This window comes from Methylosinus sp. RM1 (genome assembly GCF_011378635.1).
GTDB lineage: Bacteria > Pseudomonadota > Alphaproteobacteria > Rhizobiales > Beijerinckiaceae > Methylosinus > Methylosinus sporium.
In genome coordinates this window covers 35,485-49,221 of the sequence record NZ_WOVC01000014.1, presented here as the reverse complement: position 1 = coordinate 49,221, position 13,737 = coordinate 35,485, and the positions used below count along the sequence as shown (strand labels likewise).

Below are 13,737 nucleotides of genomic sequence, written 5' to 3'. Positions count from 1 at the left end.
AATCGTTGCGATCACGATATAAGGTTCCTTGTATTAGGGGCCTTTAATTTTCGGGAGAGCGCTCATGTCCATCGTCGAGTCCGCCGATTCCACGGGCGATACCGCCCGCGTCGCTCTTATAACTGGAGCCACTGCCGGCATGGGGCTCGAATTGGCTCGTCAATTGGCGGCGAAAGGGTTGAAGGTCGTCATCGGCGCGCGCGACGTCGAGCGCGGCGACTCGATCGCGACGGAACTCCGCGCGGGGGGAGGGGATGTCGTCGCGCTCGCGCTGGACGTCACCGACTCCGCCGGCGTCTCGCAGGCCGCGATCCGGCTCGCCGGCGAGATCGGCCGGCTCGACGTATTGATCAACAATGCGGGGATCGCCCGGGACCAGCACAAGCGCCCGACGGAAACGACATTGCAGGATTTTCGCGAGACCTATGAGACGAATGTCTTCGGCGTGGCCACGGTGACGAACGCGTTTCTGCCGTTGCTCATGAAGTCGGATGACGGCCGCATCATAAATCAATCGGCCGCGCTCGGCTCGCACAGCATGACGGCGCGCATGGAGCCGCCGCTGGTGAAGCTCAATTGGCTCGCCTACAACAGCTCGAAAGCGGCGCTGAATTCGATCACTTTGGAATATGCCAAGCATTTGAGAGAGACCTCGGTCAAAGTCTATGCGACCTCGCCGGGGCAGGTCGCGACCGCACTCAATGGTTATCGCGCGGGCGGGGTGACGCCGGCGGAGGGCGCCGAAGTCGCCGTGCGTCTCGCGACGCTGGACCCGCCGCCGCCGAGCGGCGGCTTTTGGGGGCCCGCCGGGCGACTGGACTGGTAGCGTCGACCCCCTGCGGAAAATTGCTCCCCGCCCCATTGCGCTATATGGAACATCGGAGCTTTCCCTCCGGTCCCGCGAGCGTCTCATGCCCCATTCCTCCGATCATTCGCCGAGCGAGCGCGGAATGCGCCTGCTCTTTATCGGCGATGTGGTGGGGCGGGCCGGGCGTAAAGCGATACAGGAGCGGCTGCCGGAGCTACGCCGTCGCTGGGCGCTCGATTTCATCGTCGTCAATGGCGAGAACGCCGCCGGCGGCTTCGGCATAACCGAGGCCATTTGCGACGAGATCCTCGCCGCTGGCGCCGATTGCGTGACCACCGGCAATCACGTGTTCGATCAGCGCGAGGCGCTGGTCTTCATCGAGCGCCAGCCGCGGCTGCTGCGCCCGGTGAATTATCCGCCCGGCACGCCCGGCCGCGGCGCCAATCTCTACACGGCGGAGAACGGTCGTCAGGTGCTGGTGGTGAACGTCCAGGGCCGCGTCTTCATGGATGCGCTGGACGATCCTTTCGCCGCCATAGAGCGGGAAGTGGGCGCCTGTCCGCTGGGCATGGCTTGCGACGCGCTCATCGTCGACATACATGCCGAAACGTCCAGCGAGAAAATGGCCATGGGCCATTTCGTCGATGGACGCGCTTCTCTGGTGGTGGGCACGCACACCCATGTGCCGACGGCGGACGGGCAGATCCTGCCGCATGGCACGGCCTATATGACCGACGCCGGCATGACTGGAGACTATGATTCGGTCATCGGCATGGAGAAGGAGGAGCCGTTGCGCCGCTTCACACGCAAAACGCCGGGCGCCCGTTTCGAGCCCGCCCAGGGCGAGGCGACGCTCTGCGGGGTCGCGGTGGAGCTTTCGACCGACGGGCTCGCGCGGCGCATCGCGCCGGTGCGGATCGGCGGTCGGCTGGCGCAGGCCGAGCCGGACTTCTGGCAGGAGGAGGACGAGACCCGGGCAGGGCGGCTCGTCGAAGCGATCGGAGCGCCAAGGCGATGAGATGGGATCAGCTCGGCCAGTCCGACAATATCGAGGATCGACGCAGCCAGGATTACGCCGACGCCGGCGCGGGGCCGAGCTTTGGCGGCGGCGGCGGGCTCGGGCTGGGCACGATCGTCATTCTCGGCGTTCTCGCTTATGCGTTCGGCATAAATCCCGCGCTGCTGATCGGCGGCGCGGAAGTGCTCAGCAATATGCGCAGCGGCGGACAGGTGGCGCAGCAAAGGCTCGACCGCCCGACCCGTCAAGCGCCGACCGGCGCGCCGGCGGATCGACAGGGCCAATTCATCTCCGCCGTGCTCGCCGGCAATGAGCGCGTCTGGTCGCAGATTTTGCCCGAGCAGAAGGGCATTCGCTTCGACCCGGCGCGGCTCGTGCTGTTCAACGGCGTCACCGGCTCGGCCTGCGGCCGCGCGCAATCGGCCATGGGTCCGTTCTACTGCCCGATCGACCGGAAAATCTATCTCGACACCTCGTTTTTCCGCGACATGGACCGCCGCTTCGGCGGCGGCGGCGATTTCGCCTACGCCTATGTGATCTCCCATGAGATGGGCCATCACATCGAGAATCTGCTCGGCATTCTGCCCAAGGTTCAGCGCGCGCAGCAGATGGCGTCGAGCCGCTCCGAAGCCAATAATCTCTCGGTCCGCGTCGAGCTGATGGCCGATTGCCTCTCCGGCGTCTGGGCGGCGCACGCCGATCAGAATTGGAAGATTCTCGAGAAGGGCGACATAGAAAAAGCCATCAGCACCGCGCAGGCGATCGGCGACGATCGTCTCCAGCGTTCGGCGCAGGGCTACGCCGTGCCGGACAGCTTCACCCATGGCTCCTCGGCGCAGCGCGTCGAATGGTTCCAGCGCGGTCTGCAGACCGGCAAGATCGACGCCTGCAATACATTCACGGCGCAGCGTTGAGAGTTTGGATTCTCGATGCGCCGCAGGGGCGCGTTCTGACATCGATCGAATGAATGCCGTCATTGCGTGCGGCGCCGGAAAGCATCATTTCGAATTGCGGAGTTTTCCTATGCTCGACCAGCTCATTCCCAGAGCGCATTTGTTCGGCAATCCGACCAAGGCGAGCGCGCGGCTCAGTCCAGACGGACGGCGGCTCGCCTGGCTGCAGCCGGATGCGGGCGTGCTCAATATTTTCGTCGCGCCGCTCGATCGCCTCGAGGACGCGCGCGTTGTCACCGATGATCGCAAGCGTGGCGTGAGATTCTTCCTCTGGGCCTATGACAGTCGCAGCCTGCTCTATATGCAGGACGAGGGCGGCGATGAGAATTTCCATGTCTATGTCGTCGACTGCGAGGGCGGCGCGGCGCGCGATCTCACGCCCTTCGAGGGCGTCGCCGCGCATATCCACAGAACCAGTCGCAAGCTTCGCGACCGTTTCCTTCTCTCCATCAACCGCCGCGACAAGCGCTTTCATGATCTCCATTCGGCGGACATCGCGACCGGCGAGCTGACGCTCGTCCAGGAAAATCCGGGCTTCGCCGGCTTCATCCCCGACGATCACTTCATTCCGCGTCTCGCCATTCGCAACAACAAGGACGGGAGCAGAGAGATTTTGCGCCCGGACGCGGGCCGTAGCGCTTGGACGCCGTGGATTCGCTTCTCCGCGGAAGATTCGGGAACCTCATCGGCGCTCCATCTCGACGTCGCGGCAAAGACCTTGTTTCTGCGCGACAGCCGCGGGCGCGACAAAGCCGCGCTGGCTCGCGTCGATCTTTCTTCGGGTGAGACGAAGCTCATAGCGGAAAGCGACAAGGCCGACATCGGCCATGTCATCACCGACCGCGACACTTATGAGCCGGTCGCCTATAGCGTCGAGCGCGAACGCCTCGAGCATGTCGCGCTCGACGACCGCGTGAAGGCCGATATAGATTTCTTGAATGGTCGCGACATAGGCGATTGGGGAATCGCCAGCCGAGCCGAGGATGATTCGCTCTGGATCGTCTCGGCGCAGTCCGACACGCGCCCGCATGTCGATTATCTCTACGAACGGCGCGCGAAGACCTTACGCATCCTGCACCAGGCGCGGCCGCAGCTCGTCGGCGCGCCGCTGCGTCCGATGCGGCCGGTGACGATCAAATCGCGCGACGGGCTCGATCTCGTCTGCTATCTCACCTCGCCTCGGGCGGCGGAGGCGAAGGCGCCGCAGCCCATGGCGCTCGTCGTGCACGGCGGGCCATGGGGGCGCGATTCCTTCGGTTACAATGCGACGCATCAATGGCTCGCCAATCGCGGCTATGTCGCGCTCAGCGTGAATTTCCGCGCTTCGACCGGATTCGGCAAGGCGTTCGTCAACGCCGGCGATCACGAATGGGGCCGGCGCATGGACGATGATCTCAACGACGCCGTCGATTGGGCGATCCGCCAGGGGATCGCCGATATGAGCCGCATCGCCATAATGGGCGTCAGCTATGGCGGCTACGCGACGCTCGTCGGCCTCACGCGCAATCCGCAACGCTACGCCTGCGGCGTCGCTGTCGTCGGCCCGTCCAATCTCGAGACGCTGCTCGCGACGATCCCGCCCTATTGGGAATCCTCGCGTGCGCAATTGGTGAAGGCGCTCGGCGATCCGGCGACGGAGGAGGGACGCGCGCTGCTGCGCGAGCGCTCGCCGCTCCATGCCGCCGATCGTCTCGCCAAGCCGCTGCTGATCGCGCAGGGCGCCAATGATCCGCGCGTGAAAAAGGCCGAGGCCGAGCAGATGGTCGCGGCCCTGGAGGCCAAGAAGATTCCCGTCGCCTATCTGCTCTATCCCGATGAGGGACATGGCTTCGCGCGGCCGGAGAATGCGCTCTCCTATCACGCCGTCGCGGAGAATTTCCTCGCCCGCCATCTCGGCGGCCGCGCCGAGCCGGTGCGGGCCGAGGAGCTTTCCGCGAGTAGCCTGAAGATCGAGAAGGGCGCGTCGGAACTGGCGCTGCCGTAGGCTCGCGAGCGTTATCTGCGCAAGCTCGCCGAGCGAACCGTCGCTGGCCTGATGATGCACGCCCTCGAAACCTGCTCGCACATCTTCCCCCTATGGAATGCGCAAACTATTTCAGGGCCTGCAGCTATGACATAAATCGAAGTCGGAAACGGCTCCAGACCCCGTGGGCAGTCGCTCGCTAGGCGGCGAGCGACTCCATGGATCGCGAACCTGCGGCGGCTGCCGCGTCACTGCGCAATGCTACAATAGGAGTCGCCTGTGATCGGGTTCACCGAACGCGAGTTTTGTCCGACCTGCGGCGCTGGCGTCGCCCGCAGCAATGAACTCACATGCATCGCCATCATCAGCGGCTCGAAATGCGGATGCGCGATCAGATGGCGCGTCGCGCCTTCGTCGTCAGTTCGGTCGCGCGCAGCTTTTTGGCGAGCGTGGCCAGATCGCCGGCGGCGCCGAAATCCTCGCGCCGCGCGACGAGACCGACCGGCTCGGCGAGCCGCGGCGCGAGCCGCGTGAGCAATGAATTCGGGGCGGCGCGCAGCACCATGGCGCGGCCCTGCTCGCCATAGGCGAGAGCGTCGCGCAATTCGTCGACGAAGCCGCGCTCGGGGGAATGGCCGGCGCGCAGAACCAGCACGTCGGAATAGCGCATCGCCGGCAGCGCGCGGGCGAGGCCGGAGCGCGCATCGACAGCCTCCACCAGACCGCAGCCGGCCTCCTCGGCGATGAGCCCGAGGCCGGAGTCGGGTGGACCGACCAGAACCGCATCGGCGACGAGGCCGGCGACGCAAGCGTCCACGAGCGAGGCCAATGTGCGCACGATCGCCTCGCGCTCGGCCGATTCCCGGCCGCGTCCGGGCGTCGCCTGGGGCGTGTCGAATGCGAGGATGACGGCCGAGAGCATGAGCGTCGCCAATAAGTGGGTGCGCCTATCGTAAGACGCCCATATCCCACATTTTCGCCCCGCACGCCAAATGCCGGCCGCTCACGCCCGCAAGGCGTCGAATGTCGCGCCGATTTCGGCGGCGTCGAAATCCGCTATGGCGGCTGGAAGAAGCGGGTCGTCGCCGTCGATCCAGCGCCGCTCGGCCTCGGCGTCGCCGAGCGCCAGCGCCACCGCGCCATTGATCTCATAGAGGCGCCAGGCGAGGCCGGCCGAGCGCAGCGACGACATCATCGCATTCTGCACCAGGCTGCGGACCATGAGATGCGGCGTCGAAACGGCGGTGTCGGCGTCCTGGCCGCTGGTCGCGGCGAGGCAGGCGTTTTTGTCATAGGAGGCGTGGCCGCGGCAGGCGAGCGGCCGCAGCCGATAGAGCAGGCAGAGGCCGGCCTCTATATAGGGACAGGGCTGGCGCAAGGACATTCGCGCGCTCTCCGAGCAGCCATTGGCGAAGGCGTTGATCGCCGCTATGCGTCCGGGCAGATCGACGCCGCGCTGCGCCAGCGCGCGCTGATTGGCGTTGACGAAACGCGCGATGAGAAACACTTCCGGCGCTGTGGCGACGACACGCAGCACGCAGCAGGCGGGACAATCGCCGGCGCAGGCGATGGCCGGCGCGCCCTCGGTCTGAATGGCGAGATTGCCCTCGAAACTGTCAAAAGCCTGGAGACAGAGCGCGCCGATGAACTCCGGCCGGGCGCGGCGCTCGCTGATCGTCGCGTCGAAAGCCTGCGCCATAGCGTTGAAGAAAGAGGAGGGGCCGTCGGATTTCGGGTCGGTCATGGGCGCGCTCGGGTCTCGTTCATATTATGTAACCATGATACATAACGATGAGCAAGCCGTCGAATTTCCCCGAAGCCGGCGGCCGGAGCGCCGGACGCTCGCGACGCCCGGAACTCGCATCCTGCTCGCGCGTTTTCTACGCCTTTGGGGCCGGGCGCGCAAAGGGAGGCCGTGATGGGACGAAACGCATCGAAGCTGGCCGCGGCCGCCGCCCTGGCCTTCGGCTTCGCCGGCGCCGCGCGGGCGCATAATGATTTCACCGATCGCGCGGAATATTACGCCGCCACGCCGCGGGCTCCGGCCTATTACGAGCCGCAGTATTATTACTATTATCCGAGCTATGTGGAGCCGTATTATTCAGGACGGTCGATCTATGTCGCGCCCCGGCGCAGGTGGCGTGACAGGCGATGATCGAAAATTCGAAGAGCGCGAGGCGCGAGTTTCAAAACTCGACCTCGAGCTCCTCGATCTCCTCCTTCTCGAGGAGCGCGGCGGCGAGCCATTCCTGCATCGCCGGCCATTCGTAGATGCGATCGCAATAGGCTTTGGAGACATCGTCGAGCGGGACGTCATAGGTGCGGAAGCGCGTCGCCACCGGCGCATACATGGCGTCGGCCACGGAGAGCGGACCGAAGAGATAGGGGCCGCCATAAGTCTCGAGGCATTCACGCCAGATTTGCGTGACGCGCGTGATGTCGCCCTGCGCCTTCGACCACACTTTGAACTTGGGAAAACGCCCTTTGAGATTCATCGGCAGCGCCGAGCGTAGCGACGTGAAGCCGGAGTGAATCTCGCCGCAGATGGAGCGGCAATGCGCGCGGCGCATTCGGTCGGCGGGCAATAGGCCCGCGGCCGGCGCGATCTCGTTCAGGAACTCTCCGATCGCCAGAGTGTCCCAAATCTTCGCGCCGTCATGCGTGAGGCAGGGCACGAGGATCGACGGCGACAGCAGGAGAATCTCCGCGCGCGCCGCGACATCGTCGGGGCTGACCACGATCTCCTCGAATTCGACGCCGGAAAGCTTGGCCATCAGCCAGCCCCGCAAGGACCATGACGAATAGTTCTTGCTGCTGATCGTGAGCGTCGTCGCCGCCATCTGAGCCGACATGAGTAACGATTCCTCCTTTTCTTATAGTGGACTACGGAGCAAGCGCTGTGCCATGCTAGAGCCCGTCCATGGCACGGGGCTTGCTCGACCAGCCCCATCGGTAACGGAAGGTTTCGCTCGGCCGCATGATGTATGACGCATATCAGAGCTACGCCGACGTGAGCAATCGACTTCGTCTGGCGGCGGCGAGCGGCGAGCGACTGGCTCGCTTGTGGAAATCCACGCCCTATGCGTCGCCTTTGCGGTGCTTCGAGGCTTATTGCGAGCTGGTCTCGCTGGCAGGCTTCACCCATGCGCGGCCCGACTATGGGATCACGCAGCTCTCGACCCATAATGGCGCCGTCGTCGATGTGCTCGAGGAGCCGGTCTATTCGACGCCCTTTTGCCAATTGCTGCGTTTTACGCGCAAGGATGCGGAGAATTTGCCGCGCGTGCTGCTGGTCGCGCCCATGTCCGGGCATTTCGCGACCTTGTTGCGCGGCACCATCCGCACGCTGATCCAGGATCACGACGTCTATGTCACCGATTGGATCAATACGCGGGACATAGCGCTTTCGCAGGGCGTCTTCGGCATGGACGAGTTCGCCCAGCATCTCATCGATTTTCTGCGCTTTCTCGGGCCGCCCGCGCATGTCGTCGCCGTGTGCCAGCCGACTGTGGCCGCGCTCGCCGCCGTCTCCATCATGGCCGAGGACAATGACCCTGCCCAGCCGGCGAGCCTCACGCTCATGGCCGGTCCGCTCGACGTCAGCGTCTCGCCCACCAAGGTCAATGAATTCGCCGTCTCCAAGCCGATCGACTGGTTCCGCAACAATGTCATCGGCACGGTGCCGCGCATGTTGCCGGGGGCGGGGCGGCGGGTCTATCCCGGCTTTCTGCAAATCTCCGGCTTCATGAGCATGAACGCCGAGCGCCACGCCAACGCCTTTATCGATCTCTTCCGCCACAGGGTCGAGGGCGAGCACCAGAAGGCGGACCGCATCCGCACCTTCTATGAGGAATATTTCGCCATAATGGACCTCGATGCGGATTTCTATCTGCAGACCATCGAGACCGTCTTCCACCAAAATGCCCTTTCTACAGGCAGGCTGCTCTTCAAAGGGCGCAAGGTGACGCCGCGCGCGATCAAGAAGACCTTTCTGCTCACGGTGGAGGGCGAGAAGGACGATATTTGCGCCGTGGGCCAGACGCTCGCCGCTCAGGATATGTGCAGCGGCCTGCGCCCCTATATGAAGTCGCACCATTTGCAGGCCGGCGTCGGCCATTATGGCGTCTTCAGCGGCAAGCGCTGGGACAATCAGATCTACCCCGTCCTGCGCGACCATATCCAAAACAGCTTGTGACCTTGCGCCTCACGACCGGGACTGTGACATTTTGTTGCAGGGCGTCATGGCGGCGCCGCAGGAGCGGCGGTCGGTGACGAAAACTTTCATAGTATATTGATTTTCATACAGTAATATTGCGTTCAGCATTTGTGGAGCCGACCCTTTCATCAGCGTCCTCTATCGACCTACGGGAATTTTTCCTTGAAACTTTTGTGCGGCGCAATATTCTCCATTCATCGGATTTCAGCGCCGCGTCATCGCGCATCATTCGCGAGCCGCGCCGACGAGATCGACAAAAGAAAGCCTTCCGACCCGTTTCTCGTGGCTGCGAAGGCGAGACGAGGTCATTATGGAATCGATCAAGACTTGGTTTCAGGACTGGTCCGACGCCTGCGAATTCGCCAAGGAATGCGCGCCCGACTTGTCGTTCCTCCCCGGCGAGCCTTTCACCGCTCTGTTCGCGGTCGCTGTGAGCTGCTTCCTCGTCTGGTGGTGGAACGAGCGTTCCCTGCGCGCCAAAATGGCGATCGTCGCCAGCGCTTGGGCCGCGCCGCAGCTGGCCGAGGCCCCCGCGAGCCCCGTCGCCGCTCCTGACCGCGCATGGGCTCTCATCCCGGCCGCTCTGAAGCGCGCCGCTTGATCTCACTGAGCGGGCGGCGGCGCGAAAGCGCGGGCCGCCCGATCCTTTCGGGCGAAAGGTCGACAGGGCGACGGCCATAGGCTAGGCGTGGAGTAGAACTCCGCCGGACCGCCGCCGCGATGCGCATCGACTCACGCCACTACCGCACCATCTGGGAAAACGCCGACGGCAGCGTCGAGGCGATCGACCAGACCAGCCTCCCTCACAGATTCGAGACGAAAAGGCTCGCCTCGCTCGACGACGCCGTCGCCGCGATCGCGACAATGGTCGTGCGCGGCGCGCCGCTGATCGGCGTCACCGGCGCCTATGGGCTGGCGCTCGCCGCCGCAGCCGATCCCGGCGACGAGGCGATCGAGGAGGCTCATTCGCGGCTCGCCGCGGCGCGGCCCACAGCCGTCAATCTGCGCTGGGCGCTGGATCGGATGCGCAGGCTGCTGCTTTCGGCGGCGCCCTCGGACCGCCGCGCGCTCGCCTTCGCCGAGGCCGCCGCCATTGCGGATGACGACGCGCTCTGCTGCGAATCGATCGGCGATCATGGCGCGGCGCTGATCTGCGCCGCCGCCGCCGAGCATCCGGGCCGGCCAGTCAATATTCTCACCCATTGCAACGCCGGCTGGCTCGCCGCCGTCGATTGGGGCACGGCGCTCGCGCCCATCTACAAGGCGGCGCGCGACGGAATCGATCTCCATGTATGGGTCGACGAGACGCGGCCGCGCAATCAAGGCGCGAGCCTCACCGCCTTCGAGCTGTCGGGCGAAGGGATTCCCCACACCGTCATCGCCGACAACACCGGCGGCCATCTGATGCAGCACGGGCTCGTCGATCTCTGCATCGTCGGCAGCGACCGCACGACGCGCATCGGCGATGTCTGCAACAAGATCGGCACCTATCTGAAGGCGCTCGCCGCCCATGACAATGGCGTGCCCTTCTATGTCGCTCTGCCGAGCTCGACGATCGATTGGGCGATGCGCGACGGCGTCGCCGAAATTCCGATCGAGCAGCGCGATGCGAGCGAGGTGACACATATCTCCGGCCTCGCCGACAATGGCGCGGTGACGCGCGTGCGAGTGACGCCGAAAGGCTCGCCCGCCGCCAATTACGCTTTCGACGTGACGCCTGCGCGTCTCGTCGGCGCGCTGATAACCGAGCGCGGAGTGTGCGCCGCGAGCGAGGCGGGCTTGCGCGGACTCTTTCCCGATCTAGCCTAATCGACGTGCGCGATTCCTTCTCCCGTTTGCGGGAGAGGTGGCCCGGCCATAGAGTGTTCGCGAGGACGCCCGTCGTAAACGACGGGCTTTGGCCGGGTCGGATGAGGGCGCATGAAGCTGCCGTGTGTATCCGAATTGCGCGAACATGAATTTACGGCAGAACGCCGAGAGCCCTCATCCGACCTCGCTTCGCGAGGCCACCTTCTCCCACGAGTGGGAGAAGGATGCGCAGCGGAGAGATTTCACTTCACCGATTTCAATCCGTAATTCTCGAAGCGCGTGATCTCATTCTCTATCTCTTCCTCGGAGATAAGCGCCGGCTCGCCGGCTATGCGCGCGAGATAATAGAGCTGCGCCAGCGCTTCCAATTCCACGGCGCGCCACATTGCGCGGTCCAATCCTTCGCCGAGCGCGATCATGCCGTGGTTGCCGAGCAGCACGCCATGCGCGCGGCCCAATCCCTCCACCGCGAGATCGGAGAGCGCCTGCGTGCCGAAAGGCGCGTAATCCGTGCAGCGAATGCGCGACGTGCGGAAAATCCCGATCATATAATGCACGGGTGGAATCTCGCGCCGCAATGCGGCGAGCGTCGTCGCATAAATCGAATGCGTATGCACGACCGCCTGCACATCCGCGCGCGCGCGCAAAATGTCGCGATGCATCCGCCATTCGCTGGACGGCGCGAGCGGCCCTTCCGATTCGCCGTCGCCGGCGAGCGGCATTCGCGCGATCATGGCGGGAGTCATTGTGGCGTAGGGCATTCCGCTCGGCGTGATCAGCATGGCGTCGCCGTCGCGCGCCGAAATATTGCCGGCCGTGCCTCGATTGAGGCCGAGCGCATTCATGCTCCGCGCCGCTTCGACGATCGCCTCGCGCTTGGTCGCATCCGTCATTCCGCTCCTCCGCCTGCGGATGCGCGCCTCTTGCCGAGGCGCGCTCCAGTCCCTACATCCTCGAGACTCTTTTTCCAGCCGAGGCTCGGATGACACAAGAACAAAATACGAAACCGGCGAGCTGGCACGCGACGACCATCGTTCTGGTGAAAAAGAACGGCAAGACCGTCATCGCGGGCGACGGACAGGTGAGCCTCGGCCAGACCATCGTCAAGGCGAACGCCAAAAAGGTGCGGCGTCTCGGCAAGGGCGATGTGATCGCGGGTTTCGCCGGCGCAACGGCCGACGCCTTCACTCTGTTCGAGCGGCTCGAGGGCAAGCTCGAACAATATCCGGGGCAGCTGACGCGCGCCTGCGTGGAGCTCGCCAAGGACTGGCGCATGGATCGCTATCTGCGTCGGCTCGAGGCGATGATGCTGGTCGCCGATCGCGAGGTGGGGCTGACGCTGACCGGCGCCGGCGACGTGCTGGAGCCGGAGGCCTTCGAGCATGGCTCGGTGGCGGCGATCGGCTCCGGCGGCAATTATGCGCTGGCGGCGGCGCGCGCGCTGCTCGATCAGCCGATCGAGGCGGATGTGATCGCCAAGCGCGCGATGGAGATCGCCGCCGACATCTGCGTCTACACCAATCGCAACATCGTGCTCGAATCGATCTGAGCTTTCCGAGGAACTGATATGGCCGATTTTTCCCCGCGCGAGATCGTCTCGGAGCTCGACCGATTCATTGTCGGACAGAAGGACGCCAAGCGCGCCGTCGCCATTGCGCTGCGCAATCGCTGGCGCAGGCTGCGCCTCGAAGGCTCTATGCGCGAAGAGGTGCTGCCGAAGAATATTTTGATGATCGGCCCCACCGGCTGCGGCAAGACCGAGATCGCGCGTCGTCTCGCCAAGCTCGCCAATGCGCCTTTCCTCAAGATAGAGGCGACGAAATTCACCGAGGTCGGCTATGTCGGCCGCGATGTCGAGCAGATCGTCCGCGATCTCGTCGAGGTGGCGATCCTGCTGGTGAAGGAGCGCCGGCGCAAGGATGTCGAGGCCAAGGCGCAGCTGGCGGCGGAGGAGCGCGTGCTCGATGCGCTGGTCGGTCCGGCCGCCTCGCCCGCGACGCGCGATTCCTTCCGCAAGAAGCTGCGCGCCGGCGAACTGGACGATAAGGAGATAGAGGTCGAGCTGGCGCAATCGGGGCCGCAGGTCCCCATGTTCGAGCTGCCGAACATGCCCGGCGCCAGCGTCTCCGCCTTCTCCATCGGCGATATTTTCGGCAAGGCCTTTCAGAACCGGCCGAAGCGCCGAAAAATGCTGGTGAGGGAGGCCCATGGCCCGCTGCTCGCCGAGGAGAGCGACAAACTCATCGATCAGGAGGAGAGCGTCCGCGAGGCGATTTCCGAAGTCGAGAACAATGGGATCGTCTTCCTCGATGAGATGGACAAGATCTGCGCCCGCGAGGGCAGGGGCGGAGCCGATGTCTCGCGCGAGGGGGTGCAGCGCGACCTGCTGCCGCTCATAGAGGGCACCACGGTCGCGACCAAGCACGGGCCGGTGAAGACCGACCATGTGCTGTTCATCGCCTCCGGGGCCTTCCATGTCGCCAAGCCATCCGATCTTCTGCCGGAGCTGCAGGGCCGCCTGCCGATTCGTGTGGAACTCGCCTCGCTGGACGAGGAGGATTTCCGCCGCATCCTCACCGAGACCGAGGCCTGCCTCACCAAGCAATATGTGGCGCTCATGGCCACGGAAGGCGTCGCGCTGGAGATCGCGCCGTCGGCGGTGGACGCCATCGCCCGCGTCGCCGTTCAGGTGAATTCTACGGTCGAGAACATAGGCGCGCGCCGCCTGCAGACGGTGATGGAGCGCGTGCTGGACGAGGTGAGCTTCTCCGCGTCCGACCGCGCCGGCGAGACGGTGACGATCGACGGCGATTATGTGGAAAAGCACATAGGCGACCTCGCCAAGAACCGGGATTTGAGCCGTTTCATTCTCTGACACAGAAACGTCGAAACCGGGCTTGCGGCGCGCGCCCTGCTGAACTATACAGCCCTCGCGCTGCGGCGGTGACGCCGCTTCGCCCCGCCCTCACC

Annotated in this window: 14 protein-coding genes; 10 read left to right on the top strand and 4 right to left on the bottom strand. The window is 64.7% G+C overall.

Features of this window, described 5'->3' with window-relative positions; translation table 11 throughout:
- Positions 1-64: 64 nt before the first annotated feature.
- The 4 genes from FMZ75_RS11730 to FMZ75_RS11715 all read left to right on the top strand — a co-directional run bounded on the left by FMZ75_RS11730 (position 65) and on the right by FMZ75_RS11715 (position 4,763).
- Positions 65-826, top strand: a complete 762-nt coding sequence (locus FMZ75_RS11730) for an SDR family NAD(P)-dependent oxidoreductase (protein ID WP_108918052.1) — start codon at positions 65-67, stop codon at positions 824-826.
- Positions 827-950: 124 nt separating this feature from the next.
- Positions 951-1,826 (top strand): TIGR00282 family metallophosphoesterase, encoded by an 876-nt coding sequence (locus tag FMZ75_RS11725; RefSeq protein ID WP_166143037.1) that lies wholly within the window; start codon positions 951-953, stop codon positions 1,824-1,826.
- Entirely contained in the window at positions 1,823-2,740 is a 918-nt protein-coding gene (locus FMZ75_RS11720; protein ID WP_166142960.1) for a neutral zinc metallopeptidase, read from the top strand. The genes FMZ75_RS11725 and FMZ75_RS11720 overlap by 4 nt, the downstream gene beginning before the upstream one ends.
- 109 nt (positions 2,741-2,849) lie before the next feature.
- Positions 2,850-4,763 (top strand): S9 family peptidase, encoded by a 1,914-nt coding sequence (locus FMZ75_RS11715; RefSeq protein ID WP_166142958.1) that lies wholly within the window; start codon positions 2,850-2,852, stop codon positions 4,761-4,763.
- Positions 4,764-5,133: 370 nt separating this feature from the next.
- On the opposite strand, the gene FMZ75_RS11710 is transcribed toward FMZ75_RS11715, so the two are convergent.
- Positions 5,134-5,664 carry a transposase gene (locus tag FMZ75_RS11710; RefSeq protein WP_142863050.1) on the bottom strand — a complete coding sequence of 177 codons (531 nt, stop codon included), beginning with the start codon at positions 5,662-5,664 and terminating at the stop codon, positions 5,134-5,136.
- Between the two features lie 81 nt (positions 5,665-5,745).
- On the bottom strand, positions 5,746-6,486 hold the full coding sequence (locus tag FMZ75_RS11705; protein ID WP_142863051.1) for a hypothetical protein: 741 nt from the start codon (positions 6,484-6,486) through the stop codon (positions 5,746-5,748).
- Positions 6,487-6,660: 174 nt separating this feature from the next.
- On the opposite strand from FMZ75_RS11705, the gene FMZ75_RS11700 reads away from it, so the two are divergent.
- Positions 6,661-6,897 (top strand): hypothetical protein, encoded by a 237-nt coding sequence (locus FMZ75_RS11700; RefSeq protein WP_142863052.1) that lies wholly within the window; start codon positions 6,661-6,663, stop codon positions 6,895-6,897.
- Positions 6,898-6,928: 31 nt separating this feature from the next.
- On the opposite strand, the gene FMZ75_RS11695 is transcribed toward FMZ75_RS11700, so the two are convergent.
- Positions 6,929-7,582: a glutathione S-transferase family protein gene (locus FMZ75_RS11695; RefSeq protein ID WP_142863069.1), complete on the bottom strand. Its 654-nt coding sequence runs from the start codon at positions 7,580-7,582 to the stop codon at positions 6,929-6,931.
- Positions 7,583-7,719: 137 nt separating this feature from the next.
- Here FMZ75_RS11695 and FMZ75_RS11690 point away from each other — a divergent pair, with 137 nt between their 5' ends.
- The 3 genes from FMZ75_RS11690 to mtnA all read left to right on the top strand — a co-directional run bounded on the left by FMZ75_RS11690 (position 7,720) and on the right by mtnA (position 10,767).
- Positions 7,720-8,937, top strand: coding sequence for a polyhydroxyalkanoate depolymerase (locus FMZ75_RS11690; protein ID WP_207783401.1), 1,218 nt, complete (start codon positions 7,720-7,722; stop codon positions 8,935-8,937).
- Positions 8,938-9,268: 331 nt separating this feature from the next.
- Entirely contained in the window at positions 9,269-9,559 is a 291-nt protein-coding gene (locus FMZ75_RS11685; RefSeq protein ID WP_166142956.1) for a hypothetical protein, read from the top strand.
- A gap of 119 nt (positions 9,560-9,678) precedes the next feature.
- Positions 9,679-10,767 carry an S-methyl-5-thioribose-1-phosphate isomerase gene (gene mtnA, locus FMZ75_RS11680; protein WP_166142954.1) on the top strand — a complete coding sequence of 363 codons (1,089 nt, stop codon included), beginning with the start codon at positions 9,679-9,681 and terminating at the stop codon, positions 10,765-10,767.
- A 242-nt stretch (positions 10,768-11,009) separates the two neighbouring features.
- Here mtnA and FMZ75_RS11675 read toward each other — a convergent pair whose 3' ends face one another.
- The gene (locus FMZ75_RS11675; protein WP_166142952.1) at positions 11,010-11,660 is read right to left on the bottom strand and encodes a class II aldolase/adducin family protein; all 651 of its coding nucleotides are present in this window, start codon (positions 11,658-11,660) and stop codon (positions 11,010-11,012) included.
- Between the two features lie 89 nt (positions 11,661-11,749).
- Here FMZ75_RS11675 and hslV point away from each other — a divergent pair, with 89 nt between their 5' ends.
- The gene (gene hslV, locus FMZ75_RS11670) at positions 11,750-12,316 is read left to right on the top strand and encodes an ATP-dependent protease subunit HslV (protein WP_018265038.1); all 567 of its coding nucleotides are present in this window, start codon (positions 11,750-11,752) and stop codon (positions 12,314-12,316) included.
- A gap of 18 nt (positions 12,317-12,334) precedes the next feature.
- Entirely contained in the window at positions 12,335-13,642 is a 1,308-nt protein-coding gene (hslU, locus tag FMZ75_RS11665; protein ID WP_166142950.1) for an ATP-dependent protease ATPase subunit HslU, read from the top strand.
- The last annotated feature ends 95 nt before the right edge of the window (positions 13,643-13,737 follow it).